The sequence below is a fragment of the Leclercia sp. EC_58 genome (assembly GCF_019584355.1).
GTDB lineage: Bacteria > Pseudomonadota > Gammaproteobacteria > Enterobacterales > Enterobacteriaceae > Enterobacter.
On record NZ_VDAM01000001.1, the window covers coordinates 3,669,924 to 3,696,431 of the forward strand.

Consider the following 26,508-nt stretch of genomic DNA (forward strand, 5'->3'; position numbering starts at 1 on the left):
GTTTTACGGCAATGAGAGCAGAGATAGCGCTGATGTCCGGCAGTGCTTTTGCCGTTACGCACCACGCCTTCAGTAGCGGAGCAGGAAGGACATCTGATGGAAATGGAAGCCACGCGAGCACCTTAAAATCACCATCATACACTAAATCAGTAAGTTGGCAGCATTACCAGAATTCATGCTATATAGATGGCCCTAAAAGAATGGATATTACAGGAAAGGTTTTACATCCCCCCCCCCTTCACGCAGCACAACCGGGGCATCTTCCGTTAAATCGATCACCGTGGTCGGCTGTTGGCCGAGATATCCGCCATGAATAATCAACTCCACCTGCTTCTCCAGGCGGTCTTTGATCTCATCGGGATCAGATTCCGTAAAGTCGCTGCCCGGTAGCATCAGCGAGGTGGAGAGCATCGGCTCGCCGAGCGTCTCCAGCAGCGCCTGAGCAATCGGGTTTGACGGCACGCGCATCCCAATGGTTTTACGTTTTTCCTGCAGCAGGCGGCGCGGCACCTCTTTCGTCCCCTTGAGGATAAAGGTGTAATTACCCGGCGTGTTATTTTTGATCAACCGAAACGCCACGTTATCCACGTAGGAGTAGGTCGATAACTCAGAGAGATCGCGACACATCAGGGTGAAGTTATGCCCGTTAGGCAGGTTGCGGATCCGGCAGATACGCTCCATCGCGTTTTTGTCTTCGATCTTACAGCCCAGCGCATAGCCTGAGTCAGTTGGATAGACAATAACGCCACCCTTACGCACGATCTCCACGGCCTGATTAATCAAACGCGGCTGCGGATTGTCAGGATGGATATAAAAAAATTGGCTCATACTACCCTCTCTTCAATTGGCGTTGGCTGCTCCCAGAGTTGCCACACCGGCTCGACGCCAGCGGGTAACCAGAGCTTGCGTCCCAGTTCTATCCAGGGACAAGGCTGATGAAAATCAGAGCCCTGGGAGGCAAAGAGTCCATACTGGCGGGCATATTCAGCCAGCTGACTGCGCTCGTTGGGTGCCTGCTGACACTGAGCGACTTCCATCGCCTCTCCGCCGTGTTCGGCAAAGTAAGCCAGCAGACGTTTCAGCCATTTGGCGGAAAGGTTATACCGCCCCGGATGGGCCAGTACCGCCTTACCACCAGAATGATGAATGACATCAATAGCTTGTTCTATTGTACACCACTGGGGAGGAACGTATCCGGTTTTCCCGCGGGCGAGATATTTTTTAAACACATCTGCAATGTTATTTGCTTTCCCGGCTTCAATCAGAAAACGGGCAAAGTGGGCGCGGGTCACCGCCCCGCCATTCGCCAGACGCAGGGCCCCTTCCCACGCGCCGGGAATATGCGCTTTCTCCAGACGTTCGGCGATCATCTCTGCCCGCTGTACACGCCGCATCTTTTGTTCATCCAGGAACGCACAGAGGGTCGGGTTCTCAATATCGATGTTTAACCCGACGATATGGATCTCGTGATTTTCCCAGACGGTGGAAATTTCCACGCCGGTGATTAAGGTCAGAGGCAATCCGCTGCGGGCAATTTCCGCCCGCGCGGCCGCAATGGCCTCGGTGGTGTCGTGATCGGTAATGGCCAGCGTGCCCACGCGCATCTCATGGGCACGATGGACAAGCTCTTCAGGCGTAAGCAGGCCATCGGAGGCCTGGGTATGGCTGTGTAAATCATAAATCACTGCGTAATTCGTGTCGCTCAAAGCGGCTCCCGTCACTGCTCGTCAATATCTGCGCCGCCATCATAACGGCATGTGGTGAAATTCTGAAATCGGGGGTTGACAATAAGCCATCGAACTAGTTAACTAGTACGCAAGTTCACTCAACGAGGTATCTGAAAATGACCGCACATTTCACTCTGCATGGCTGGTGGCGCACTTCCTGATAATCGGGCAGTGTCGTACGTCTGCGTCATGCATACAGATACCTGGCCCGCCACTGAGCGGGCTTTTTTATGAACAGAATAAAGAGAACAACATAATGCAAACAGCCAAACCGAACCTCGAACTGCTGACCCGTGAGGCGGCGTATCGCCATAATCCCACCGCCCTGTTCCATCAGGTGTGCGGCGCGCGTCCTGCCACGCTGCTGCTGGAGTCGGCGGATATCGACAGTAAAGACGATCTGAAAAGCCTGCTGCTGGTCGACAGCGCCCTGCGCATCACCGCCCTGGGCAACACCGTCACCCTGAAGGCGCTTTCTGAAAACGGTGCGGCCCTGCTGTCGCTGCTGGACGATGTCCTGCCCGCGGGCATTGAGAACGAACATCGCCCGGACCAGCGGATCCTGCACTTCCCGCCGGTGAGCCAACTGCTGGATGAAGATGCCCGCCTCTGTTCTCTGTCAGTGTTTGATGCCTTCCGCCTGCTGCAAAACCTGGTGAACGTACCGGAAAGCGAGCGCGAAGCGATGTTCTTCGGCGGGCTGTTTGCCTACGATCTGGTGGCCGGTTTCGAAGAGCTGCCCGAGCTGGAGCAGGGCAACCGCTGTCCGGACTACTGCTTCTATCTGGCAGAAACCTTAATGGTGATCGACCACCAGAAAAAATACACCCGCATTCAGGCCAGTCTGTTTACCCCGTTACTGGCGGAGAAGCAGCGCCTGGAGCAGCGCATCGCCCAGCTGCAGGAGCAGATGAACGAAGCCCCGCCGGAACTGCCGGTGCAGCACGTGGAGCAGATGCGTTGCGACGTCAGCCAGACGGACGACGAGTACGGCGCGGTGGTGCGCCAGATGCAGAAAGCCATTCGCGCAGGCGAGATCTTCCAGGTGGTGCCATCCCGTCGTTTCTCCCTGCCCTGCCCGTCGCCGCTGGCGGCCTACGACGTGCTGAAAAAGAGCAACCCCAGCCCCTACATGTTCTTTATGCAGGATAATGATTTCACCCTGTTCGGCGCCTCGCCGGAGAGCTCCCTGAAGTACGACGCCACTAACCGTCAGATTGAAATCTATCCGATTGCCGGTACCCGTCCGCGCGGTCGTCGTGCCGACGGTTCCCTGGATCGCGACCTCGACAGCCGCATTGAGCTGGAGATGCGCACCGACCAGAAAGAGATGTCCGAACACCTGATGCTGGTGGACCTGGCCCGTAACGACCTGGCGCGTATCTGCACCCCGGGCAGCCGTTACGTCGCCGACTTAACCAAAGTGGACCGTTACTCTTTCGTGATGCATCTGGTCTCCCGCGTGGTGGGCGAGCTGCGTCAGGATCTGGACGTGCTGCACGCCTACCGCGCCTGCATGAATATGGGCACCCTGAGCGGCGCACCGAAAGTCCGCGCCATGCAGCTGATTGCCGAGGCCGAAGGCCGTCGTCGCGGCAGCTACGGCGGCGCGGTGGGCTACTTCACTGCCCACGGCGACCTGGATACCTGTATCGTGATCCGCTCCGCCTACGTTGAAGAAGGCATTGCCACCGTCCAGGCGGGCGCGGGCATCGTTCTCGACTCGGTTCCGCAGTCTGAAGCTGACGAAACCCGCAGTAAAGCCCGCGCGGTACTGCGCGCCATTGCGACTGCCCATCACGCACAGGAGATTTTCTGATGGCTGACATTCTGCTGCTCGATAATATCGACTCCTTTACCTATAACCTGGCGGATCAGCTGCGTGCTAACGGTCACAATGTGGTGATTTACCGTAACCATGTCCCGGCCCAGACCTTAATCGACCGTCTGGCCACCATGCAAAACCCGGTGCTGATGCTCTCCCCGGGGCCTGGCGCGCCGAGTGAAGCGGGCTGTATGCCGGAGCTGTTGACCCGCCTGCGCGGAAAGCTGCCGATCATCGGTATCTGTCTGGGCCACCAGGCGATCGTCGAGGCTTACGGCGGTTATGTCGGCCAGGCCGGTGAGATCCTGCACGGGAAAGCCTCCAGCATTGAACACGACGGCCAGGCGATGTTCGCCGGGCTGATGAACCCCCTGCCGGTGGCGCGTTATCACTCGCTGGTAGGCAGCAATATCCCGGCGGGCCTGACCATCAACGCCCATTACAACGGGATGGTGATGGCGGTGCGTCACGACGCGGACCGGGTTTGCGGGATGCAGTTCCACCCGGAATCCATTCTGACCTCCCAGGGTGCTCGCCTGCTGGAGCAGACCCTGAACTGGGCGCTGCAAAAACTGGAGCAGACCAACACTCTGCAGCCGATTCTGGAAAAACTCTACCAGGCGCAGACCCTGAGCCAGCAGGAGAGCCACCAGCTCTTCTCCGCCGTGGTACGCGGCGAGCTGAAGCCCGAGCAGCTGGCCGCCGCGCTGGTGAGCATGAAAGTGCGCGGTGAACAGCCGCAGGAGATTGCCGGTGCCGCCACCGCCCTGCTGGAAAACGCCGCCCCGTTCCCACGCCCGGACTACCTCTTCGCGGATATCGTCGGTACCGGCGGTGACGGCAGTAACAGCATCAACATCTCCACCGCCAGCGCATTTGTCGCTGCCGCCTGCGGACTGAAGGTGGCGAAGCACGGTAACCGCAGCGTCTCCAGCCGTTCCGGCTCCTCGGATTTGCTGGCCGCCTTCGGCATCAACCTGGACATGAACGCGGAGAAATCCCGCGATGCGCTGGATGAGCTGGGCGTCTGCTTCCTGTTCGCGCCGAAGTATCACACCGGCTTCCGCCATGCCATGCCGGTGCGCCAGCAGCTGAAGACCCGCACCCTGTTTAATGTGCTTGGGCCGCTGATCAACCCGGCCCATCCGCCGCTGGCGCTGATTGGCGTCTACAGCCCGGAACTGGTGCTGCCGATCGCCGAAACCCTGCGGGTGCTCGGCTATCAACGTGCGGCGGTGGTCCACAGCGGCGGGATGGACGAAGTCTCGCTCCATGCGCCAACGCTGGTGGCCGAACTGCACAACGGTGAAATCAAAAACTACCAGCTTGACGCAGCAGACTTTGGTTTAACCCCGTATCACCAGGAACAACTTGCGGGCGGCACCCCGGAAGAAAACCGTGACATTCTGACCCGCCTGTTACAAGGTAAAGGTGAACCAGCGCATGAGGCCGCTGTCGCCGCTAACGTCGCCATGCTGATGCGTCTGCACGGCGAAGAGGATTTACAGGTCAACGCGCAAAAAGTGATTGATGTGCTGCGCTCCGGCGCAGCCTATGACCGAGTGACCGCACTTGCGGCAAGAGGGTAAACAATGCAGACCGTATTAGCGAAAATCGTTGCCGATAAGGCCATCTGGGTTGAAGCGCGGAAACAGCAGCAGCCGCTCGCCAGTTTCCAGAATGACGTGGTACCGAGCAGCCGTCGTTTTTATGAGGCCCTGCAAGGCGCGCGCACCGCATTTATCCTGGAGTGCAAAAAGGCCTCCCCGTCGAAAGGGGTGATCCGCGACGATTTCGACCCGGCGAAGATCGCCGCCATCTATAAGCACCACGCTTCGGCTATTTCGGTGCTGACCGATGAGAAATATTTTCAGGGAAGTTTTGATTTTCTGCCCATCGTCAGCGGTATCGCGCCGCAGCCGATTTTGTGCAAAGACTTTATCATCGACCCGTATCAAATCTGGCTGGCGCGTTTTTATCAGGCTGACGCCTGTCTGCTGATGCTCTCGGTCCTGGACGATGAACAGTACCGCCAGCTTGCCGCGGTCGCGCACAGCCTGAACATGGGTGTGCTGACCGAAGTGAGCAACGAAGAGGAGCTGGAGCGCGCTATCGCCCTCGAGGCAAAAGTGGTCGGGATCAATAACCGCGACCTGCGCGATCTCTCCATCGACCTGAACCGCACCCGCCAGCTGGCGCCGCGCCTGGGCGCAGGCGTAACGGTGATTAGCGAGTCCGGCATCAACAGTTATGCCCAGGTTCGCGAGCTGAGCCACTTCGCCAACGGCTTCCTGATTGGGTCGGCGATGATGGAGCAGGACGATCTCAGCGCCGCGGTACGTCGTGTGTTGCTGGGGGAGAACAAGGTCTGCGGCCTGACGCGTCCACAGGATGCTGCCGCCGCTTATGAAGCGGGCGCCATTTACGGCGGGCTGATCTTTGTTGACGCCTCCCCGCGTAACGTCAGCGAAACGCAGGCGCGCGAAGTGATCGCCGCCGCCCCGTTACAGTATGTGGGCGTCTTCCGCAATGGTGCCATCGAACAGGTGACGGCCACGGCAGAGGCGCTTTCCCTCGCCGCCGTTCAACTGCACGGCAGCGAAGACCAGGCGTATATCGATGCCCTGCGTGAAAGGCTAAAACCGCAGGTGCAAATCTGGAAAGCGCTGAGCGTGGCCGATAACCTGCCGCCGCGCACGTTGCAGCATGTTGATAAATATGTGCTGGATAACGGCCAGGGCGGAACCGGGCAGCGTTTTGACTGGTCGCTGCTCCAGGGCGAGAAGCTGGATAACGTCCTGCTCGCCGGGGGCTTAAGCCCCGATAACTGCGTTGAAGCCGCCAAAGCGGGCTGCGCAGGTCTCGATTTTAATTCAGGCGTTGAGTCGCAGCCGGGCATAAAAGATGCCAGCAAACTGGCTTCGGTGTTCAAAACGCTGCGTGCATATTAAGGAAGAGAAGATGACCACATTATTAAATCCCTATTTTGGTGAGTTTGGCGGCATGTATGTGCCGCAAATCCTGATGCCCGCCCTGCGCCAGCTTGAAGAGGCGTTCGTGAGTGCGCAAAAAGATCCGCTCTTCCAGGCTGAGTTCACCGACCTGCTGAAAAACTACGCCGGACGTCCGACAGCCCTGACCAAATGCCGCAACCTGACAGAGGGGACGAAAACCACCCTGTATCTGAAGCGTGAAGATCTGCTCCACGGCGGCGCGCATAAAACCAACCAGGTGCTGGGCCAGGCGCTGCTGGCAAAACGGATGGGTAAAACCGAAATCATTGCCGAAACCGGGGCCGGTCAGCACGGTGTGGCGTCGGCGCTGGCCAGCGCCCTGCTCGGCCTGAAATGCCGTATCTACATGGGGGCAAAAGACGTTGAGCGCCAGTCGCCGAACGTCTTCCGTATGCGTCTGATGGGCGCGGAAGTGATCCCGGTGCACAGTGGCTCGGCCACCCTGAAAGATGCCTGTAACGAGGCGCTGCGCGACTGGTCCGGTAACTATGAAAACGCCCACTATATGCTCGGTACCGCCGCGGGCCCGCACCCGTTCCCGACTATTGTACGTGAATTCCAGCGCATGATCGGCGAAGAGACCAAAGCGCAGATCCTCGAAAAAGAGGGTCGCCTGCCGGATGCGGTGATCGCCTGCGTGGGCGGCGGCTCAAACGCCATCGGCATGTTTGCTGACTTCATCGACGACACCCGCGTGGGGCTGATCGGCGTTGAACCTGCTGGTCACGGGATTGAAACCGGTGAACACGGCGCGCCACTGAAGCATGGCCGCGTAGGCATCTACTTCGGCATGAAAGCGCCGATGATGCAGACCGACGAAGGCCAGATTGAAGAGTCGTACTCCATCTCTGCCGGGCTGGACTTCCCGTCCGTGGGGCCGCAGCACGCGCACCTGAACAGCATCGGTCGCGCCGAGTACGTCTCGATTACCGATGACGAAGCGCTGGAGGCGTTCAAGACCCTGTGCCGTAAGGAGGGGATTATCCCGGCGCTGGAGTCTTCCCACGCCCTGGCCCATGCCCTGAAAATGATTAAAGAGAACCCGGAAAAAGAGCAGCTGCTGGTGGTCAACCTTTCCGGTCGCGGTGATAAAGACATTTTCACCGTTCACGATATTCTGAAAGCACGAGGGGAAATCTGATGGAACGTTACGATAACGTGTTTGCTGAACTTAAGGCCCGCAAGGAAGGCGCGTTTGTTCCCTTCGTCACGCTGGGCGACCCCTCTCCGGAGCAGTCGCTGAAAATCATCGACGCCCTGGTTGAAGCGGGCGCCGACGCGCTGGAGCTGGGCATCCCCTTCTCCGATCCGTTGGCCGATGGCCCGACCATTCAGAGTGCCACCCTGCGCGCCTTTGCCGCAGGCGTGACCCCGACCCAGTGCTTCGAGATGCTGGCAACCATCCGTCAGAAATACCCGGCAATGCCCATCGGCCTGCTGATGTACGCCAACCTGGTCTTTAACCGCGGCATTGACGAGTTCTACGCCGAGTGCGCGCGCGTGGGCGTGGATTCCGTGCTGGTCGCCGATGTCCCGGTCGAGGAGTCTGCTCCGTTCCGCCAGGCGGCGATGCGGCACAACGTTGCGCCGATCTTTATCTGCCCACCGAATGCCGATGATAGCCTGCTGCGCCAGATCGCCTCCCACGGTCGCGGCTATACCTACCTGCTGTCCCGCGCCGGCGTTACCGGTGCGGAGAACAAAGCCGCCCTGCCGCTGCACCATCTGGTGGAAAAACTGACGGAGTACAATGCCGCACCGCCGCTGCAGGGCTTTGGTATTTCAGCGCCTGAGCAGGTGACCGCGGCGCTGGGTGCCGGGGCAGCCGGGGCGATTTCCGGCTCGGCAATCGTCAAAATTATCGAGAACAATGTCGATAAGCCTGAACAGATGTTGAGCGAGCTGAAGGCCTTTGTCAGCGCCATGAAAGCCGCAACCCGTCCGCAGTAAAAGAGTCGCCGTCTGGTTTTTACCAGGCGGCTTCACGCATAAATTGATCCCTTCGATCTTTAACGCAGTTAATCCTTTTCAAACGCGTTTCCAGGCGTATCATCCTCACGTTTTATAACACTTCCTCCTTAAACCTTCTGAGTTCAGAGGCTTAACTATGTCATGGCAATATTTTAAGCAGACTCATTTAATTAAGTTCTGGTCACCTGTTCCTGCCGTTATCGCTGCCGGGATCCTCTCCACCTACTATTTTGGCATCACCGGCACCTTCTGGGCAGTTACGGGTGAATTTACCCGTTGGGGCGGACAGCTGCTGCAACTGGCGGGCGTTCACACCGAAACGTGGGGTTACTTCAAACTCATTCACCTTGATGGCTCCCCACTGACACGCATCGACGGCATGATGATCATCGGGATGTTCGGCGGCTGTTTCGCTGCCGCACTCTGGGCCAACAACGTCAAGCTGCGCATGCCGCACAGCCGGATCCGCATCGCCCAGGCGGTGGTTGGCGGTATCATCGCCGGGTTTGGTGCGCGCCTGGCGATGGGCTGTAACCTCGCGGCTTTCTTTACCGGGATCCCGCAGTTCTCCCTCCATGCCTGGTTTTTTGCGCTCGCCACCGCCGTCGGCTCGTACTTTGGCGCGCGCTTTACCCTGCTGCCCCTGTTCCGTATTCCGGTCAAAATACAAAAAGTGAGCGCCGCCTCGCCATTAACGCAGAAGCCGGATCAGGCCCGTCGTCGCTTTCGTCTCGGTATGCTGGTCTTCTTCGGCATGCTGGCCTGGGCGATCTGTACCGCGCTGAACCAGCCGAAGCTCGGGCTGGCGATGCTGTTTGGTGTCGGCTTTGGCCTGCTGATTGAACGGGCACAGATCTGCTTTACCTCCGCGTTTCGCGATATGTGGATCACCGGACGCACCATGATGGCGAAGGCGATTATCGCCGGGATGGCGGTGAGCGCCATCGGGATCTTCAGCTACGTCCAGCTGGGTGTCGCGCCTAAAATCATGTGGGCCGGGCCGAACGCCGTGATCGGCGGGCTGCTGTTTGGCTTTGGGATTGTGCTGGCGGGCGGCTGCGAGACCGGGTGGATGTACCGCGCGGTGGAAGGCCAGGTGCACTACTGGTGGGTTGGTCTGGGTAATGTGATTGGCTCGACCCTGCTGGCTTACTGGTGGGATGATTTATCCCCCGCGCTGGCGACCAACTGGGACAAGGTTAATCTTCTCAACACCTTTGGCCCGCTGGGTGGATTGCTGGTGACCTACATTTTGCTGCTGGTCGCCTTTTTACTGGTGCTGGCGCAGGAGAAACGCTTCTTCCGCCGCGCTGCCATGAAAACTGACATTCGTGAGGAAGCTGCATGAAAGCGATCGTTCCCGACTACCGCCTCGATATGCTGGGTGAACCTTGCCCCTACCCGGCGGTTGCCACGCTTGAGGCGATGCCGCAACTGAAAAAGGGCGAGATCCTGGAGGTGGTGAGCGACTGCCCTCAATCCATCAACAATATTCCCCTGGACGCCAGAAACCACGGCTATACGGTACTGGATATTCAACAGGATGGGCCGACCATCCGCTATCTCATCCAAAAATAATAAGCGGGTGGCGCCAGGCCACCCTTTTTTAAGTATTAATCCCATTTTCTCCAGGATATCCCTATTGAGTCTATGCTTTACATTGACTACAAAAGGAGAACGTTATGTCAGACCAAAATCTTGATAATGATGCACAATATGCAGGTGAAAAAGCGAAGAACAAACTGGATGAATTCGCCGGTGCTGCACAGCAGCAGTTTGGCGAGGCCGTTGATTCGCCAAAACATCAGCTGAAGGGTGCCGGGCGCAAATATGCTGCACAGGCAAGCGACGTTGTTACTGATGTGACCGACGCAGTGAAAAATAACCCCCTTACCGGCCTGATTGCCGCGGGTGCGGTGGGTATTGTTCTTGGCCTGCTGTTAGGGCGTAAATAAAAAAAGGCCCCTCGGGGCCTTCTTATTTTCAGAAGCGGTATCCCGCCGAGAACATAAACACCCACGGATCCAGACGGGTATTTATATTTTGCTGCTGATCCCCCGCCTTAAAGCGCACTTCGGTGTCGATATCCATGTACCAGACCGACATATTAATCAGCCAGTCACGGTTGATGAGGTAATCCAGCCCCACCTGCCCTGCCATACCCCATGAATCTTTCAGGCTCAGATCGGAAAGGCCAGCCGCTTTACCGGTGTCGTTAAACTTCTCATCAAAAAACGTGGTGTAGTTGACCCCGGCGCCAACGTACGGGCGAACCTTGCTGCCTACATCACCGAAATACCACTGAGCCATCAGCGTCGGCGGCAGATGGTGAACCGTGGCGATGTCCCCGGTTGGGCCCGTACCTACTCTGTGGCGAAACGGCGTGGCCGCCAGCAGTTCAACGCCGACGTTATCAGTCGCCATCCAGGTAAAGGTCATCCCCGCCTGGGTATTGTTACTGACGTTAAAACCGCCCAAACCGAGCACATTGTCCGAGCCTTCCGTAGGACGTACCGTTGCCGTCCCGAGACGGAAAAAGAACTCACCTGCTTCGTGGGCCATTGCGCCGCCGGAAAGCGTACTCAGAATCAGTGCTGCCACCGCTGCTTTTTTCATATCCATTCCCTCGTTATGGTTTTATTGAGGAACGGAATATACCTACAAATGATTAATAAGTGATCTTGCATTGATCACACTAAATTCAGTGATTTAACATTCATTGATCTAAATTAATTTTTTTCACAACTGGCAAAAATTGGTAGGCAGGGTCTGGATCAATTTTGCCATTTCGGACACAAAACGCCCCGCTTGCCCACAACCGCGCAAAATGGCAGCGACGCATTACGGGCGCTTTACAAAGATATGCTTTTCCATACAAGGCTTGATACTGCCACCGTACACTTATCCAGGGTACAATTGCCCGCTAATTAACACCTGCAATACTCAAGGAGAGTGCATGTCTATCACGGCGAAGTCTGTCTACCGTGACACGGGGAATTTTTTCCGCAATCAGTTCGTTACCTTTTTACTGATCGCCTTGTTGTGCGCATTTATCACGGTGGTACTTGGTCATGCTTTTTCGCCGAGTGAGGAGCAAATTGCCAGCCTGAGCGAAGGCGATCAAATCGCCAGCAGCGTTGGTCTGTTTGAGATGGTGCAGAACATGACCCCGGAACAGCAGCAGATCCTGTTGCGGGCTTCTGCGGCCTCGACCTTTTCCGGTCTTATCGGCAATGCCATTCTGGCTGGCGGCGTGCTGCTGATGATCCAGCTGGTCTCTGCCGGGCAACGCGTCAGCGCGCTGCGGGCGATAGGTGCCAGCGCGCCGCTGCTGCCAAAGCTGTTTATTCTGATCTTTTTAACCACCATGCTGGTGCAATTAGGGATTATGCTGGTTGTGGTGCCGGGCGTGCTGTTGGCGATTGTGCTCGCCTTCGCCCCTGTAATGATGGTGCAGGACCGCATGGGCATTTTTGTCGCCATGCGTAGCAGTATCCGGCTGGCATGGTCTAATATGCGTCTGGTCGCGCCAGCGGTAATGAGCTGGCTGCTGGCGAAAACTCTGCTGCTGCTGTTTGCACCCAATCTTGCCGTTCTGACGCCTAACGTCGGTGCTGTTGTGGCAAATACCCTGAGCAACCTCATCTCTGCTGTCTTGCTCGTTTATTTGTTCCGCCTGTACACGTTAATTCGCCAGTAATTTTTCTGACGGCCTGTTCAGAACGTACAGGCCATCGCTGATAGATGGAATCGAAGAATGAAGCAGTTTCTTGATTTTTTACCCCTGGTTGTCTTTTTTGCTTTCTATAAGCTGTATGACATTTACGCCGCGACCACTGCCCTGATCGTCGCCACCGCAGTCGTGCTGATTTACAGCTGGGTGCGCTACCGCAAGGTTGAAAAAATGGCCCTGATCACCTTTGTGCTGGTGGCCGTCTTCGGCGGGCTGACCGTCTTTTTCCACAACGATGAGTTCATCAAGTGGAAAGTGACCGTCATTTACGTGCTGTTTGCCGGTGCCCTGCTGTTCAGCCAGTGGGTGATGAAAAAACCGCTTATCCAGCGCATGCTGGGTAAAGAGCTGGCGCTGCCGCAGGCGGTCTGGTCGCGCCTGAATATCGCCTGGGCGGTGTTCTTTATTCTCTGTGGTCTGGCGAATATCTATATCGCTTTCTGGCTGCCGCAGAATATCTGGGTCAACTTCAAAGTCTTTGGTCTGACCGCCTTAACGCTGATTTTCACCCTCCTGAGCGGCATCTATATCTATCGCCACATGCCGCAGGACGACAAGCAGTAATCCTTCCGCCAGGCTTAATAAGCCTGGCGCTTTTCTTCTGTTCTCTCCGGCAGTAAATCATAGTAGCATCCCGCCTGAAGTCCTCCGTAATAAGTAGAGTTCATAATGACAACAACGAACGCCCCGCAGGGCGAACTGGTTTTACGCACACTTGCAATGCCCGCCGACACCAATGCGAACGGCGATATTTTTGGCGGCTGGCTGATGTCGCAGATGGATATGGGCGGGGCGATCCTCGCTAAAGAGATTGCCCATGGCCGCGTGGTGACGGTCCGGGTTGATGGCATGACCTTTCTGCGGCCTGTCGCGGTGGGTGATGTGGTCTGCTGTTACGCCCGTTGCGTGAAACGGGGAAATACCTCGGTATCGATCAATATTGAAGTATGGGTGAAGAAGGTCTCTTCGGAACCGATCGGCCAGCGCTATAAGGCCACCGAAGCGCTCTTTATTTACGTGGCGGTGGATAGCGAAGGCAAACCGCGCGCATTACCGCAGGCATAAAAAAAGCCTCCCAGTTGGGAGGCTTTTTTATTATTCCATCTGCGCCCCGCCGTTAAGGCGGAAAACGATATTAACGATGAGCCCACTGCCTGGCTTACCGGCTTCGTAGCGCCACTTACGCATCGCGTTTTTCACATCACGCTCGAACATGTTTGACGGCTGCGCGGAGAGGATCTGGATATTATCCACACGTCCGTCGGCGGTGACGTCAAATTTCACCCGTACACGCCCTTCAATACGCAGAGCCTGTGCGCGCGACGGATATTGCGGCTGGTTACGGCTCAACGCACGTGGACCCGGCGGCGCCGCCGGAACCGGCTTAGCGGTAACTGGCGCGGAGTTCATGACCGGGCGAGCCGGGGCTGCGCGCTCAACGGGCTGGGTGGTACGAGGCTCAACCGGGCGCTCTTGACGCTTCGGACGCTCTTCCACCTTTTTCACCGGCTTCGGTTTCGGCTTCGGCTTCGGTTTTGGCTTGGGCTCCGGTTTGTGGATCACCACAGGCGCTTCTTTTGGCGGCTCAGGAACAACTTCGGGTTCTGGTTCCGGCTCGGGTTCGGGCTCTGCAACAGGCTCCGGTGGAGGCGCGACCTGCACGGGCTCCAGCTCCGCAGGCGTTACCATGGTCACCGAAATCGGCTGCGCGGGCGCTGGCATTTCAATAACCTGATGTACCGATGTGTAAAGCAGACCCGCCACCACGGCTCCGTGAATTCCGACGGACAACAGTGTCGGCCAGGGAAAGCGGCGAGGTAAATCGAGGGTCATTGTATTTGAGCTATTCGGCGAGGTAGCATAAGCCATAGTTTTTCAAGGTTCTTTGCTAATTGATAATCATTTACGTCGAGTCTATCACTATGCGTCAAGTAATTACATACCTTCGTTTCAGCAGTAAGCCACAAGAACGTGGTGACTCAATACGCCGCCAGAAAGGTCTATTTGAGAGATGGCTGAAAGATAACCCTGATGCAAAAGTTGTCGATGAATTCTCAGATGAAGGTGCATCGGCATATCACGGTCACCATCTGAAAGGCGATTTTGGACGAATGCTTCAAAACATACAGGATGGTAAGTACCTGTCAGGGCAAACTGTCTTACTTGTCGAATCAGAAACCCGTCTTAACCGACAGAAAGCACGTAATACCGAAAGCCTTGTAGACCTCATTACGGGTAAAGGTGTCGATGTGATTTGTCTCGAATCAGGCAAAATCTACACCAGCACCAATATTGATGACCTTGATACATCTATTCAGTTGAAGATAGCCGCACACATCGCACATCAGCAATCAAAAGAGAAATCAATCAAGGTAAGTGCTGCATGGGAGCATAGAGCACAGCTTGCATTAGAAGGCAAACAGCAACTGACTAAAAATGTCCCTGGCTGGATAGACCCTGATACTCGTAAACTTAACGAGCACTCATCAACCGTTGTGACAATTTTCGATTTGCTCCTTTCTGGTGAATCTCTTCACAACATTGCTCGTTACCTTCAGGCAAACAACATTAAGTCATTCTCTCGACGTGAAAAAGCGAATGGCTTTAGTGTTCACTCTGTCCGTACTATCTTACGCTCTGAGTCAACCGTTGGAACACTGGCGGCATCCAAGCGTAATGACCGCCCCGCTATCCCCAACTACTATGAACCAGCGATTGATATTGCCACCTTTAATAAGGCTCAGGAGATTCTGTCAAAAAATCGTGTTGGCAGAGCGCCAGCCAGTGACAATCCAATTACTATCAACCTATTTAAGGGAATCATTCGCTGTCAATGTGGTGCCTCAGTACATCCCACAGGCGTCAAGGCAACCTATCAAGGTGTCTACCGTTGTAACAATGTCCCTGATGGTCGTTGCAATGTTGCAACCATTAAACGTAAACCCTTTGATAAATGGATGCTTGATAACATCGTTGGCTTCCTTGAGAGGTCTGATGGTAACAACACCGACAAACGAAAAGCTGAGATTGAGTATCAAATCTCGTTGGTCACCAGCAAGTTAAAAAAGGCAACCACCCTGCTTCTCGAACTGGATGATGTTACAGAGCTTAAAGAACAGGTCAAAGAACTGAACATTCAACGCAGTAACATGCAAAGTGAATTAGACGAACTCAATCAGCGTGAAACATTGAGTGATAAGCCGTTACATCACCTGTCGGAGATTGACTTGACGACCAAAGCAGGGAGAGTAGAAGCACAACTCATACTGTCAAAATTCGTACAATCCATCGAGTTGCAACGTGAAATGATAATAATCACGCTTCGAAACGGTACTGTAATTGGAAAATCAAGAGACTTATCCCCTGTGTTATCACAGGACTTAATGAAGCAAGTTGTATCATCCTCGTCACCCAGAGACATCGACATGTTCAGCGTCATTACATCTGATGAAGAGTTCAGGAAGTCTGGTAGGCCGGTTACAAAACGTTCTTAGCATGAGATTTTACGCTATGACCTGACGGCTTTACGTTTTCACCCTTCAAATGTGCATAAATAAACACCACAACCCTAATGATACTGCGAAAGCTGCATAAATAATCACTTTATTAACAGGGTTTATCAGTGTGCCAAAACATCTGAATTATCACCATCAGGTCAGTGATACCAACGGTTGAAGGCGTTTTACTGTTCCACAACAGGGTACAGAAGAAATCAGTCGGTCTAACCCCTGATAATTAGCAGTGCATGTGATGCATCATTGAACGTTGCTGAAAGCGTGGATAGAATTAAGAAAACTCTTATAAGCGGAATGATGTTAATGGTTAAGAAAATCTCATTGCTGGGCTTGTCAGTACTTCTTCTGTCACAGGCTGCTGTTGCCGACGATTCTAGTCCTTGGGTTGGAGTTGCCAGTGGGAAAGGTGTTAATTCTTATGTTAAGAAGGGTACCTTTCACAATTCTAACGGTTCTTCATCAATCCTGCTCCAGCTTGAGGATACTAATGATAAAAGCATCACTTATTATCAGGTGTCAATTAAGAACAAGGACTGCGACAACGGCTATGGAAAGCTGAGCTATTTTGATTTGGATGGAAGATTGGCATTCAAAGCTGATTATGTATCTCAGGGTTCCAGTGTTGCAGCAACTATTGGTGACGTTCTTTGCGCTGTAAAGAATACAATGGATAATGCACAAAAAGGCTAACTCATCGGGGGCGTTGATTTTCATCGCATCTCTGTTAACCCCTTCTCTGACTTCCCATCATGGTCTGGTTCACTTTAGGTATACCTCAAGAGGCACCGATTTACTGAACCAGTTCACCCCAAAAATGATTTATTGAACCACGCAAAACAGACTGATATAATTGAACCATCTTAAACAGACTGCTACGGTTCACTATCATGACTTCACGTGTCTATGCTTACCTCAGAGCTTCCACCACTCAGCAAGACGCAACACGCGCCAAAGGTCAGTTGGATGAGTTCGCTACAACCAACGGTATGACTATTTCAAGCTACTTCACAGAGAATGAATCAGGTGCATCTCTACAGCGTCCTGAGTTGTTCAGACTGCTTGAGATTGCGCAGAAGGGAGATGTTCTCTTAGTGGAGCAGGTAGACCGCCTGTCACGTTTGAGCGGTGAAGACTGGAACAAGTTACGGTCACTGATTAATGAGAAAGGTGTGAGAGTGGTTGCCTTAGACCTGCCAACAAGCCACCAGCTTATTCAGTCAGGGGATGAGTTCACCAGCAGAATGCTTGAGGCGTTAAACGGGATGATGCTGGACATGCTCGCCGCTATTGCCAGAAAGGATTACACAGACCGTAAGAGAAGACAGGCTCAGGGCATTGTAAAGGCCAAATCAGACGGTAAGTATAAAGGCCGTCCAGAGGATACACAGCGCAATGAGAGAATAGCCAGGCTGTTACAGGCTGGTATGTCCTACAGTGACGTAATGGACACGGTGGGCTGCTCAAGGGCAACGGTGGCAAAAGTTAGTAAGAACCTCAAAGAATTAGCTTAATTTGGAGTCACGCCCTGCATCTTAGCGGGGCTTTCTTGTTGATTTCATTGTAGATATGTTGAGAAATTGCTTGTTAACCGCTACTTTCTCAGGTTCGCCTTCTAAGCAGGTATTCATCAAATCTTCCAGACCTTCACAGATATGTTCCAGTAATCAATGAAGGCCGAAAATAACGAGTGATACCCTGATTTTACGGAAAAATTTTCATCAGTAACTTTCTGGCCTCATCTCTTAAATCATCGTTCACACGATTAGACGCAATAATTAGCCTTAATGCTTCTTCACTTGCCCCTGCGGAAATGATTGCTCTCGCTTTACTGGTGCGGCTCCCACAGCTTTTTTCTGTGTATCCTTCCTGAGTATGTAGCAGTTCGATAAGGTCAGCACGTGAAATGGTTGTGTTGGCAAACTTGCTGTAATACGTCACAAAGCACCCCATACCAATAGCTTTAAGGTAGGTGTGTAATTTTTCGTCATCCATTGAGAGGCCCTTAAGAGAATATCTGAGGGAATTGTAACCCCCTGAAAGTCATCTTAACCAGTGGGTAAACTGAGCTAAAAGGTTTGATGTCTGGATCCGGCTTATGCTTACCGTTATCCCTGTACCATTGTTTCTGGCATTCAACACAAGCCATGCAGCTTGAATAATGTTCACTAGCACCATGTCTCTTGCACATGTGAACAAAGAAACGCTGACCACGTGCTCTGGCAATCTTTGCAGCAGCAGTTTTTCGGATGGTGAAGTCTTCGTTTCCGGTAAGAAACAAAAATCGGTTTGATGTCTGTACAGTAGGTTTCATTCTTCCAATCTCCGGTGTGGAAAATCATTCAGCCCACCAGCGATTAACGCTTGATGGGAAATAACCCTTTTCACCGTGATGGATTGTCTATGGCTTAACAGATGGGAAGGTCTGAAAGTTGCAAGGATTGCCGTTACAGATTGCTGTAGAGCTTGAAACCAACTTTTGGGGAGTGGTTAAGTCTTCCGTATGGTTCACCTGTCTGTCATTTTGATGATTTGCTAATCGGGTGGGCTTACTAGAATCTGTCAAAAACTCAACTAAATGAGCCGTTACAGCAGAATTACCACATCGTTTCCGATGTTTTACATTCATCTCTGACAATTTGATTATTCTATCAAAGATGATGATTTGATGCAATTGTAATCGGAGCTATTTTAGCCCTCTCTGAGGGATTCTGATAGACTATCTGAACAGATACAAGGCGAAAGCAAGAAGCATGACAACGCGAAGCCATGCGAAAGTTGAAAGGATAACTCCTTGATTGGTGATTCCACATCTTAACAGTAATCTTTAAAGGCATTGATTAAGTATCTTTGAAGAGATAATAAGATTTTAATGGCTTTTGGCGTAAGCCATTTTCTTATTGTAGTATTCAATTAGTGATAATCAGAAAACTTTAAAGATAATCTGTAAAGGTCTTAACGCATTATATCAATCGTAAAAATTACGTCAATAGCAAAAAGTGCTAAATATGTATTTCTACCATCCCATCCACCCCGCCAATAATAACCATTCATCAATTACTGCAATAACAAAATACCACTGGGCAAAAACACAGTTCCGTATGATAATAATACAGTAATGCTCATTTATCAAAATCGGTCAACAGGGTCTTAGATAGATGAGAATAGCTGGAGGGTCACTTTCTCAGGTTTTATCATGGGGGGTGACCTTTCCTGTTTATGGATTATTATAATATGAATGAAGAAAAGAAAGAAATACTTTACTATCGTAGCTGAAAAGACACATCAATTCTACATACAGTATAAGAGCCTTTCCGAATTAACAGGAATTACATCTCCCTCTGGTTACACCCCGCCTCGCATGATGACTAAAACCAGACGGTATGAAATCATTAAGGCTATTTGTCAGAAAACTGAAACCCCTTGACATAATTTAACAACATGTTAACATTTATGTATTGGATTGATTTCCTAACAAATTAATGGCTTTCCTGTGGCATCCCTTCCTCGGGGACAGGTTAGCCAACCCCTTACACATTCCAGATGACACTACACGGGTTACGTAAAAGACGGCCTGTGTGGTGTATTTTTGTATCTGAATTTCACGAGAGCGTTAATAATGAATAGTCCTACACAGAAACGAATTGAAATCGAATCACATTTCATCCCCAAAATTAAAGCTGCACTGGAAAATATCGAAGATGCAAAGGATATTTACAACGCAGACAGCCTGAATAAAGATACTCTTATTGCTATCAAGACTAAGCAGCTAATGTCTCAGCCAGTCGAAGATTACGGGTTCCGAATCCGACAGGTTACACACCCAGCGATGGTACAGACTATTATTCAGAACATGATGAATGAGAATTACGTTGTGTATGAGATGGGCGCTGGATTTATCAAGTTTGTACCATTACAGCAGTCACCAAAACATAACCCGCTTGCTGAGATTGAAAAGGCATGTAAGAAAGCCGCTGAGAAATTTGTTGATGCAGGAATCACTGAGAAAGCGAATAAGGTAAATAAGGCTATCCATGCTCACAACGTATTGGTGAAACAGGCTGAAGAAGCGTTATCGGGAATTAAATCGCTTGAATCCTATCTGTCTGTGATTGTCGCCGATGAGGTGGGTAATGACTAACAAAGTCACTGAGGCCGCCTACAAGGCTCAGATTGCTGCTTTACAGGCTCAGTTAATGCAACGTCATACAGTGACTGCCATCGACGCTGTACAGCCTTTCTGTGAAGCTATAGGTATCAATCCCGCTGATTACGTTAAGGCCACCAGCGCTATGAGTAACCAGCATAAAGCGTTCTGTGACGGGATTATGAAAGCGGCTTCTTCAAAGGTCACCCGCTTGCAGCGTGATGCAACTGTACGAATCCTCGAAGCACAGACAAAACGAAACAAAGCCATAACAGCAGCCTCAGAAGCGGTTGAAGTTGCTCAGTCGATGGGAGGGGTGTAAATGAATCAACTCTTCAATGAATATGGTCAGCAAGTACGAGCAAACATAGCTCTGAACCTTCACCCTTTTTATTTGGGGAAACTGGAAAGGCTGGCAAGCCGAATCGGTAGCGGGATTAAGTCAGAAGAACAGCGTCTAATACTGGCAATTGGTGAGATGTTACGAAACGTGGAGACTGAACAATGAACCTTTACGCATTCAACCCACTGAAACAAAATGATAAGCAAGAGGTACTTACCCCCGCATCCTTTAATTTGGTCTTATCGCTACCTGAGCAGCTACTGAAAAGGCTGGATAAGGTCAGCTATGAACTGGTTAAGCGGTACGGTATTGCAGGGTGTAGTGATAAGCAGCGACATCACATCGCTATTGTTCATCTGCTTGAAAAACATACATTGCGATGATGACTTGTACCTCAAAAAATCAGGCACTTTGTACCGTCAGGGTTTAGAAGCAAGGCATCACCCCTCACCTCCATAGAAGAAATGCAAATTTCACTGAAATCAAAATCTCCCAGCTTTCTCAGATGGTTTTGGACTTTGACTCTTGCCCCCTGTGGGCTATCCGCATGAACCAGAAACTTATAGATAACGCCGCTTTTTGACGTCAACTGAACCCGCGAATCATAAGAGGGCATAAGTAATCTCCTGAATGCTACCGCCTTTACCACGATTCACTGTACATAAAACCAGCATGGCTTTCAATTGGAAATGTGACGATAACAAGGGGCTTAAAGGGGGCTTGCAGGTCAAATGAACGCCAGATAACCTAAAACCCGAATAGCCTACATTCAAGGGTCATTGAAGTCATAATCGTTTCAGTTAAAAAGCCAGGCCCTGATTTTAAATGCAAATAGCAATCATATTCAATAAGCCAGTTAAACTTCGCCCGACTTTACCGTCCAGCTGGCGAAAAAAGGCACATCAGGCGCAAGGTTTTAACAATGTTGCCATCTTTACATTGCAGTCACCTGCACTTTCACATAACGTAATTCCCACTTTTATCGGTTAAGGAGCTCCGCTGTGCTTTACGTGATTTTTGCTGCAGATGTCGCTGATTCTCTGGAGAAACGTCTCTCCGTACGCCCTGCCCACCTTGCGCGCTTACAACTGCTGCATGACGAAGGCAGATTATTGACCGCAGGCCCGATGCCTGCCGTCGACAGCAACGATCCGGGTGCGGCGGGATTTACCGGCTCAACGGTGATTGCCGAATTTGAATCGCTCGAAGCGGCACAGGCCTGGGCGCAGGACGACCCGTATGTGGCGGCAGGCGTGTATGATAACGTCGTGGTGAAGCCGTTTAAAAAAGTTTTCTAGAATAAAAAAAGGCTCCGTACCAGGAGCCTTTTTTATTAGTTCAGGGATGCCAGCCGCGCCGCAAAGCCAACAAACAGTAATCCAATTAAACCATTTCCCAGCTTCGCCAGTTTCTTTTTGGTTTTCAGGTAGCGCGTAACAAACGCGCCGGAGAAGATCAGGAAGCTCATATAGATAAAACTGATGATTTCCAGCGTGACTGCGAGGATCATAAAAGCGACGCCGGTGTGCTTCGCGTGAACGTCAATAAACTGCACAAAGAATGAGACATAAAATAAAATCGCTTTCGGGTTGGTCATACTCAGCACCAGCGAGCGTTTCATTATGGTTTTAGCCGGTTCGAGACCGCCAGCATCGCCCTGCTGTGTATGCCTTATTACCGACCAGAGCATTTTGCCGCCCAGCCATAACAGATAGAACGCCCCGAGATAGCGCACAATATTAAATAGCATTGGCGTGGTCTGGATCAGCGCCGCGACCCCCGCCCATGCCAGAAACATCAGTACCGCATCGCCAATAAATACGCCACTGGCGGCAAGATAGCCCTTTTTCACACCGTGACCAATACCGGTTTTTAAAACGAATAAGGTATTAGGCCCAGGAACCAGAACAATAAAAATAGCCCCGACAACATAGGTCCAGAAATTCAGTACACCCAAATCCGCAAACACCTCATCCTCCTTTTTGACGTAGCGAATAAAAAACATCGGGCACCTCTGTGGGTGCCCTTGTGTCATTCAGTAATCCTGAATGGCGAACAGCAACGCATTGCGATGACGGTTCATACTGCATTTTCTGATGGCGTGGATACGCATATTACGGCGGGATTGTGCTTCCAGCCAACGCGCTTTGCGACGACTTGTCTGTCGCAACATGCGCCAGCGCCCTACTTCTGTTCTACTGCGCTTCATGTTACCAACTCTTCACAAAACAGAGCGTTCATTATAGTCCCTTGCCTGCGGCAGACCAGCGCTTTTATCTGGCGTTTTTATTTGCCAGAAAAATCCTGACGCGTAAACTCTTAACAATACGCTTTCAAAAGGATTTTTTATTATGACAACCTTCTACACCGTGGTGAGTTGGCTGCTCATTCTGGGATACTGGCTGTTGATCGCAGGGGTGACGTTACGCATCCTGATGAAGCGCAGAGCCGTTCCCTCTGCCATGGCATGGCTGTTGATTATTTATATCCTGCCGCTGGTCGGCATCATTGCGTATTTATCCTTCGGTGAGCTTCACCTCGGTAAACGTCGGGCCGAGCGTGCCCGGGCGATGTGGCCCTCCACGGCGAAATGGCTGAACGATCTGAAATCCTGCAAACATATTTTTGCCGAAGAGAACAGTGACGTCGCCGCGTCGTTATTTAAGCTCTGTGAACGCCGCCAGGGGATTGCCGGGGTGAAAGGCAATCAGCTGCAATTGATGACCACCTCTGATGACGTTATGAATGCGCTGATCCGCGATATTCAGCTGGCGCGGCATAATATCGAGATGGTGTTCTATATCTGGCAGCCCGGTGGCATGGCCGATCAGGTAGCTGAATCCCTGATGGCCGCGGCACGCCGGGGGATCCACTGCCGTCTGATGCTCGACTCCGCCGGTAGCGTGAACTTTTTCCGCAGCAACTGGGCATCCATGATGCGCAATGCCGGTGTGGAAGTGGTCGAAGCGTTAAAGGTTAACCTGATGCGTGTGTTTCTGCGCAGGATGGATCTGCGCCAGCACCGCAAAATGGTGCTCATCGACAACTACATCGCCTATACCGGCAGCATGAACATGGTCGACCCGCGCTTCTTTAAACAGGATGCCGGTGTGGGCCAATGGATCGATCTGATGGCGCGTATGGAGGGGCCGGTCGCCACCGCGATGGGGATCGTCTACTCCTGTGACTGGGAGATCGAAACCGGCAAACGCATTCTGCCCCCACCGCCGGATGCCAATATCATGCCGTTTGAACAGGCCAGCGGGCACACTATTCATACTATCGCCTCCGGACCGGGCTTCCCGGAAGATCTGATCCATCAGGCGTTATTGACCGCCGCCTATTCCGCCCGCGAATACCTGATCATGACCACCCCCTATTTCGTGCCGAGTGACGATTTGCTCCACGCTATCTGCACCGCCGCCCAGCGCGGGGTCGATGTCAGTATTATCCTGCCGCGCAAGAACGATTCGGTGCTGGTGGGCTGGGCCAGCCGGGCCTTTTTCAGCGAACTGCTGGCGGCCGGGGTGAAGATTTACCAGTTTGAAGGTGGGCTGCTGCACACCAAGAGCGTGCTGGTGGACGGCGAGCTCAGCCTGGTGGGAACAGTGAACCTGGATATGCGCAGTTTGTGGCTCAATTTTGAGATCACGCTGGTGATCGACGATACCGGTTTTGGGGGCGATCTGGCGGCCGTACAGGATGATTATATCTCGCGCTCCCGCCTGCTGGATGCCCGTTTGTGGATGAAAAGGCCGCTATGGCAGCGAATTGCCGAACGACTGTTTTACTTCTTTAGTCCGTTGCTGTAAAACGTGCCCAACGATGTTAAACAGGTAGTCATCATGGAAATGGATCTGAACAATCGCCTGACCGAAGACGAAACGCTCGAGCAGGCCTACGATATCTTTCTGGAACTGGCCGTCGATAATCTCGACCCGGCTGACGTGATTCTCTTTAATTTGCAGTTTGAAGAGCGTGGCGGCGCCGAGCTGTTCGATCCGTCTGAAGACTGGGCTGAACATGTCGATTACGACCTGAACCCGGACTTCTTCGCCGAGGTGGTAATTGGCCTGGCGGATACCGACGGCGGAGAGATCAATGATATCTTTGCCCGCGTTCTGCTGTGTCGTGAGAAAGACCACAAGCTGTGCCACATACTCTGGCGCGAATAAAAAAAGGCTGCGATTGCAGCCTTTTTTATTGCCTTTTACCCGGTCAGAGCGGATCAACCTTCAGACAGGAGACCGCATGGCGGAAGCTGCCCTCCAGTACCGGACGCGTTTTCGTGCACTCCGGCCCGGCAATCGGGCAGCGGGTACGGAACACGCAGCCAGACGGCGGGTTGATGGGCGACGGCAGCTCCCCTTCCAGCAGCTGAATGGTCTTATTCTGCTCCAGGTCAGGATCCGGCACCGGCACGGCAGACATCAGCGCTCTGGTGTAAGGGTGTAACGGATTATGATACACCTCGTCATAGGTGCCCAACTCCACCGCATGGCCGAGATACATCACCAGTACGCGATCGGAGATGTGCTTCACCACCGCCAGGTCGTGGGCGATAAAGATCAGCGACAGCCCCATCTCACGCTGCAGTTTTTGCAGCAGGTTAACCACCTGCGCCTGAATCGACACGTCCAGCGCCGAGACCGGTTCGTCACAGATAATCAGTTTCGGCTCCAGGATCAGCGCGCGGGCAATACCGATACGCTGACACTGGCCACCCGAGAACTCGTGCGGATAGCGGTTGATAAGGTTCGGCAGCAGACCGACCTTCATCATCATCGCCTTGACGCGGTCGCGCACTTCCGTACGCGGCATCTTCGGATGGTAGGTGCGCAGCGGCTCAGCGATGATCTCGCCAATGGTCATACGCGGGTTCAGTGACGCCAGCGGATCCTGGAAAATCATCTGAATGTCGCTTCGGACCTCGCGCCACTCTTCCGGCTTCATCCCCAGCAGATCTTTACCCAGCCAGGCGACCTTGCCGCCAGTGGCTTTCACCAGGCCGATGATCGCGCGGGCAAAGGTGGATTTGCCGCAGCCCGACTCCCCCACCACGCCAAGAGTTTCCCCCTCGTAGAGACGCAGGGTGACGCCGTCAACCGCTTTCAGGGTTTTCGCCGGCTGCCAGAACCACTGCTTGCCGTCTTTGATGTCGAAGTGCACTTTCAGATCGGCGATTTCAAGCAGAACATTTCTTTTTTCGTCAATGGTTGTCATACCAGCTCCTCGTACGGCTTAAAGCAGGCACGCAGACGGCCTGGTGCAAACTCTTCCAGCGGTGGCGCGCTGTTGCAGATTTCCATCGCGTGCGGACAACGCGGCTGGAACGGGCAGCCTTTCGGCAGACGCAGCAGGTTAGGCGGGTTGCCAGGAATGGTCAGCAGCGACTCCCCTTCCGCATCAAGACGCGGTACCGCATTCAACAGGCCAATGGAGTACGGGTGCGCCGGATGGTAGAAGACATCACGCGCTTTACCGTACTCCATGGTACGCCCGGCATACATCACCAGCACTTTGTCGCAGATCCCAGCCACGACGCCCAGATCGTGGGTAATCATGATGATCGCGGTATTAAACTCGCGCTTCAGCTCGTTTAGCAGGGTCATGATCTGCGCCTGAACGGTCACGTCCAGCGCAGTAGTCGGTTCATCGGCAATGAGCAGTTTTGGCCGGCACAGCAGCGCCATCGCGATCATCACGCGCTGGCGCATCCCGCCAGAAAACTCGTGCGGGAACATGCGCATACGCTTACGCGCTTCCGGCATTTTTACCGCATCCAGCATCTTAACCGACTCTTCAAACGCTTCGGCTTTGCCCATCCCTTTGTGCAGCATCAGCACTTCCATCAGCTGCTCGCCCACACGCATGTACGGGTTCAGGGAGGTCATCGGATCCTGGAAAATCATAGATATCTGCTCGGCACGCAGCTTGTTAAGCTCGTTCTCCGGCAGGTTAAGGATCTGCTTACCGTTAAAGGTGGCAGAGCCGCCGATAACGCCGTTTTGTGCCAGCAGCCCCATCAGCGCGAACGCCGTCTGGGATTTACCGGAACCGGATTCACCCACAATACCCAGCGTTTCGCCAGCACGCAGGCTGAAGTTAAGATCGTTTACCGCGGTCACATCGCCATCAGGCGTTTTAAAGGTGACGCGCAGATCTTTCACATCCAGCAGGAGATTACTCTGCTGATGCGCTTGTGGGGCCGATGCCGTTTCAATAATAGTCATGGC

At 52.9% G+C, this 26,508-nt stretch carries 31 protein-coding genes, 1 pseudogene and 1 other annotated feature; of the genes and pseudogenes, 22 read left to right on the forward strand and 10 right to left on the reverse strand.

Annotated elements, in window-relative coordinates; all coding sequences use genetic code 11:
- The 3 genes from FHC51_RS23035 to rnm form a co-directional block, all read right to left on the reverse strand.
- Positions 1–113 (reverse strand): transposase (locus FHC51_RS23035; protein ID WP_005113956.1); only part of this gene is annotated, 113 nt, incomplete at its 3' end.
- A gap of 94 nt (positions 114–207) precedes the next feature.
- Positions 208–828, reverse strand: a complete 621-nt coding sequence (locus FHC51_RS17950) for an L-threonylcarbamoyladenylate synthase (protein ID WP_220436260.1) — start codon at positions 826–828, stop codon at positions 208–210.
- Complete coding sequence (rnm, locus tag FHC51_RS17955) at positions 825–1,706, reverse strand: RNase AM (RefSeq protein WP_220436261.1); 882 nt, start codon at positions 1,704–1,706, stop codon at positions 825–827. Before rnm ends, FHC51_RS17950 begins: the two co-directional genes overlap by 4 nt.
- A 137-nt stretch (positions 1,707–1,843) precedes the next feature.
- Here rnm and trpL point away from each other — a divergent pair, with 137 nt between their 5' ends.
- From trpL to FHC51_RS18000, 9 genes are all read left to right on the forward strand, one after another.
- Positions 1,844–1,888 (forward strand): trp operon leader peptide, encoded by a 45-nt coding sequence (trpL, locus tag FHC51_RS23295; RefSeq protein WP_106993556.1) that lies wholly within the window; start codon positions 1,844–1,846, stop codon positions 1,886–1,888.
- Positions 1,865–1,959 (forward strand) — a sequence feature (Trp leader region). It overlaps the preceding gene by 24 nt.
- Positions 1,960–1,983: 24 nt before the next feature.
- A complete protein-coding gene (locus tag FHC51_RS17965) occupies positions 1,984–3,546 on the forward strand; it encodes an anthranilate synthase component 1 (protein WP_220436262.1) in 1,563 nt (520 codons plus the stop codon).
- Complete coding sequence (gene trpD / locus FHC51_RS17970; protein ID WP_103179900.1) at positions 3,546–5,141, forward strand: bifunctional anthranilate synthase glutamate amidotransferase component TrpG/anthranilate phosphoribosyltransferase TrpD; 1,596 nt, start codon at positions 3,546–3,548, stop codon at positions 5,139–5,141. Before FHC51_RS17965 ends, trpD begins: the two co-directional genes overlap by 1 nt.
- A gap of 3 nt (positions 5,142–5,144) precedes the next feature.
- On the forward strand, positions 5,145–6,503 hold the full coding sequence (trpCF, locus tag FHC51_RS17975) for a bifunctional indole-3-glycerol-phosphate synthase TrpC/phosphoribosylanthranilate isomerase TrpF (RefSeq protein WP_220436263.1): 1,359 nt from the start codon (positions 5,145–5,147) through the stop codon (positions 6,501–6,503).
- A 10-nt stretch (positions 6,504–6,513) separates the two neighbouring features.
- Positions 6,514–7,707 (forward strand): tryptophan synthase subunit beta, encoded by a 1,194-nt coding sequence (trpB, locus tag FHC51_RS17980; protein ID WP_103822257.1) that lies wholly within the window; start codon positions 6,514–6,516, stop codon positions 7,705–7,707.
- The gene (gene trpA / locus FHC51_RS17985; protein WP_156654659.1) at positions 7,707–8,516 is read left to right on the forward strand and encodes a tryptophan synthase subunit alpha; all 810 of its coding nucleotides are present in this window, start codon (positions 7,707–7,709) and stop codon (positions 8,514–8,516) included. The genes trpB and trpA overlap by 1 nt, the downstream gene beginning before the upstream one ends.
- Before the next feature lie 157 nt (positions 8,517–8,673).
- Positions 8,674–9,885, forward strand: coding sequence for a selenium metabolism membrane protein YedE/FdhT (gene yedE, locus FHC51_RS17990; RefSeq protein ID WP_220436264.1), 1,212 nt, complete (start codon positions 8,674–8,676; stop codon positions 9,883–9,885).
- Positions 9,882–10,115, forward strand: a complete 234-nt coding sequence (gene yedF, locus FHC51_RS17995) for a sulfurtransferase-like selenium metabolism protein YedF (protein ID WP_103179905.1) — start codon at positions 9,882–9,884, stop codon at positions 10,113–10,115. The genes yedE and yedF overlap by 4 nt, the downstream gene beginning before the upstream one ends.
- A 104-nt stretch (positions 10,116–10,219) precedes the next feature.
- Positions 10,220–10,492 (forward strand): YqjD family protein, encoded by a 273-nt coding sequence (locus FHC51_RS18000; protein WP_103179906.1) that lies wholly within the window; start codon positions 10,220–10,222, stop codon positions 10,490–10,492.
- A 28-nt stretch (positions 10,493–10,520) separates the two neighbouring features.
- Here the strand turns inward: FHC51_RS18000 and ompW are convergent, their stop codons facing one another.
- The gene (gene ompW, locus FHC51_RS18005) at positions 10,521–11,153 is read right to left on the reverse strand and encodes an outer membrane protein OmpW (RefSeq protein ID WP_220436265.1); all 633 of its coding nucleotides are present in this window, start codon (positions 11,151–11,153) and stop codon (positions 10,521–10,523) included.
- A 225-nt stretch (positions 11,154–11,378) separates the two neighbouring features.
- On the opposite strand from ompW, the pseudogene FHC51_RS18010 reads away from it, so the two are divergent.
- The 4 genes and pseudogenes from FHC51_RS18010 to yciA form a co-directional block, all read left to right on the forward strand.
- Positions 11,379–11,468: pseudogene (locus FHC51_RS18010) on the forward strand (YkgJ family cysteine cluster protein); the annotation flags it as partial.
- 25 nt (positions 11,469–11,493) lie between these two features.
- Positions 11,494–12,237 carry a YciC family protein gene (locus FHC51_RS18015; RefSeq protein WP_103822262.1) on the forward strand — a complete coding sequence of 248 codons (744 nt, stop codon included), beginning with the start codon at positions 11,494–11,496 and terminating at the stop codon, positions 12,235–12,237.
- A 57-nt stretch (positions 12,238–12,294) separates the two neighbouring features.
- The gene (locus tag FHC51_RS18020) at positions 12,295–12,834 is read left to right on the forward strand and encodes a septation protein A (protein WP_103179909.1); all 540 of its coding nucleotides are present in this window, start codon (positions 12,295–12,297) and stop codon (positions 12,832–12,834) included.
- A gap of 105 nt (positions 12,835–12,939) precedes the next feature.
- A complete protein-coding gene (gene yciA / locus FHC51_RS18025) occupies positions 12,940–13,335 on the forward strand; it encodes an acyl-CoA thioester hydrolase YciA (RefSeq protein WP_103179910.1) in 396 nt (131 codons plus the stop codon).
- Between the two features lie 30 nt (positions 13,336–13,365).
- On the opposite strand, the gene tonB is transcribed toward yciA, so the two are convergent.
- Positions 13,366–14,103 carry a TonB system transport protein TonB gene (gene tonB / locus FHC51_RS18030; RefSeq protein ID WP_220436725.1) on the reverse strand — a complete coding sequence of 246 codons (738 nt, stop codon included), beginning with the start codon at positions 14,101–14,103 and terminating at the stop codon, positions 13,366–13,368.
- Positions 14,104–14,192: 89 nt separating this feature from the next.
- Between tonB and FHC51_RS18035 the strand changes: the two genes are divergently transcribed.
- The 3 genes from FHC51_RS18035 to FHC51_RS18045 all read left to right on the forward strand — a co-directional run bounded on the left by FHC51_RS18035 (position 14,193) and on the right by FHC51_RS18045 (position 17,296).
- On the forward strand, positions 14,193–15,764 hold the full coding sequence (locus FHC51_RS18035) for a recombinase family protein (RefSeq protein ID WP_220436266.1): 1,572 nt from the start codon (positions 14,193–14,195) through the stop codon (positions 15,762–15,764).
- Positions 15,765–16,088: 324 nt separating this feature from the next.
- Positions 16,089–16,475, forward strand: a complete 387-nt coding sequence (locus FHC51_RS18040) for a hypothetical protein (protein WP_220436267.1) — start codon at positions 16,089–16,091, stop codon at positions 16,473–16,475.
- A 197-nt stretch (positions 16,476–16,672) separates the two neighbouring features.
- On the forward strand, positions 16,673–17,296 hold the full coding sequence (locus FHC51_RS18045) for a recombinase family protein (protein ID WP_220436268.1): 624 nt from the start codon (positions 16,673–16,675) through the stop codon (positions 17,294–17,296).
- Positions 17,297–17,486: 190 nt separating this feature from the next.
- Here FHC51_RS18045 and FHC51_RS18050 read toward each other — a convergent pair whose 3' ends face one another.
- The gene (locus FHC51_RS18050) at positions 17,487–17,777 is read right to left on the reverse strand and encodes a hypothetical protein (RefSeq protein WP_032453058.1); all 291 of its coding nucleotides are present in this window, start codon (positions 17,775–17,777) and stop codon (positions 17,487–17,489) included.
- A gap of 1,624 nt (positions 17,778–19,401) precedes the next feature.
- On the opposite strand from FHC51_RS18050, the gene FHC51_RS18055 reads away from it, so the two are divergent.
- The 4 genes from FHC51_RS18055 to FHC51_RS18070 all read left to right on the forward strand — a co-directional run bounded on the left by FHC51_RS18055 (position 19,402) and on the right by FHC51_RS18070 (position 21,570).
- Entirely contained in the window at positions 19,402–19,923 is a 522-nt protein-coding gene (locus FHC51_RS18055; protein WP_220436269.1) for a hypothetical protein, read from the forward strand.
- On the forward strand, positions 19,916–20,251 hold the full coding sequence (locus FHC51_RS18060; RefSeq protein ID WP_220436270.1) for a hypothetical protein: 336 nt from the start codon (positions 19,916–19,918) through the stop codon (positions 20,249–20,251). Before FHC51_RS18055 ends, FHC51_RS18060 begins: the two co-directional genes overlap by 8 nt.
- On the forward strand, positions 20,252–20,437 hold the full coding sequence (locus FHC51_RS18065) for a hypothetical protein (RefSeq protein WP_004898938.1): 186 nt from the start codon (positions 20,252–20,254) through the stop codon (positions 20,435–20,437).
- Between the two features lie 836 nt (positions 20,438–21,273).
- Positions 21,274–21,570: a YciI family protein gene (locus tag FHC51_RS18070; protein WP_032611245.1), complete on the forward strand. Its 297-nt coding sequence runs from the start codon at positions 21,274–21,276 to the stop codon at positions 21,568–21,570.
- A 35-nt stretch (positions 21,571–21,605) separates the two neighbouring features.
- Here the strand turns inward: FHC51_RS18070 and leuE are convergent, their stop codons facing one another.
- Together leuE and FHC51_RS18080 are read right to left on the reverse strand one after the other, a co-directional pair.
- Positions 21,606–22,241: a leucine efflux protein LeuE gene (gene leuE / locus FHC51_RS18075; RefSeq protein WP_103822506.1), complete on the reverse strand. Its 636-nt coding sequence runs from the start codon at positions 22,239–22,241 to the stop codon at positions 21,606–21,608.
- Positions 22,242–22,307: 66 nt separating this feature from the next.
- Positions 22,308–22,481, reverse strand: a complete 174-nt coding sequence (locus FHC51_RS18080; RefSeq protein WP_139157093.1) for a YciY family protein — start codon at positions 22,479–22,481, stop codon at positions 22,308–22,310.
- 142 nt (positions 22,482–22,623) lie between these two features.
- Between FHC51_RS18080 and cls the strand changes: the two genes are divergently transcribed.
- Together cls and FHC51_RS18090 are read left to right on the forward strand one after the other, a co-directional pair.
- Positions 22,624–24,084, forward strand: coding sequence for a cardiolipin synthase (gene cls / locus FHC51_RS18085; protein ID WP_103179911.1), 1,461 nt, complete (start codon positions 22,624–22,626; stop codon positions 24,082–24,084).
- Positions 24,085–24,117: 33 nt separating this feature from the next.
- Positions 24,118–24,447 carry an HI1450 family dsDNA-mimic protein gene (locus FHC51_RS18090; protein ID WP_032611249.1) on the forward strand — a complete coding sequence of 110 codons (330 nt, stop codon included), beginning with the start codon at positions 24,118–24,120 and terminating at the stop codon, positions 24,445–24,447.
- 43 nt (positions 24,448–24,490) lie between these two features.
- On the opposite strand, the gene oppF is transcribed toward FHC51_RS18090, so the two are convergent.
- Both oppF and FHC51_RS18100 read right to left on the reverse strand, forming a co-directional pair.
- Complete coding sequence (oppF, locus tag FHC51_RS18095) at positions 24,491–25,495, reverse strand: murein tripeptide/oligopeptide ABC transporter ATP binding protein OppF (protein ID WP_220436271.1); 1,005 nt, start codon at positions 25,493–25,495, stop codon at positions 24,491–24,493.
- A complete protein-coding gene (locus FHC51_RS18100; RefSeq protein WP_114314721.1) occupies positions 25,492–26,505 on the reverse strand; it encodes an ABC transporter ATP-binding protein in 1,014 nt (337 codons plus the stop codon). Before FHC51_RS18100 ends, oppF begins: the two co-directional genes overlap by 4 nt.
- Positions 26,506–26,508 lie beyond the last annotated feature (3 nt).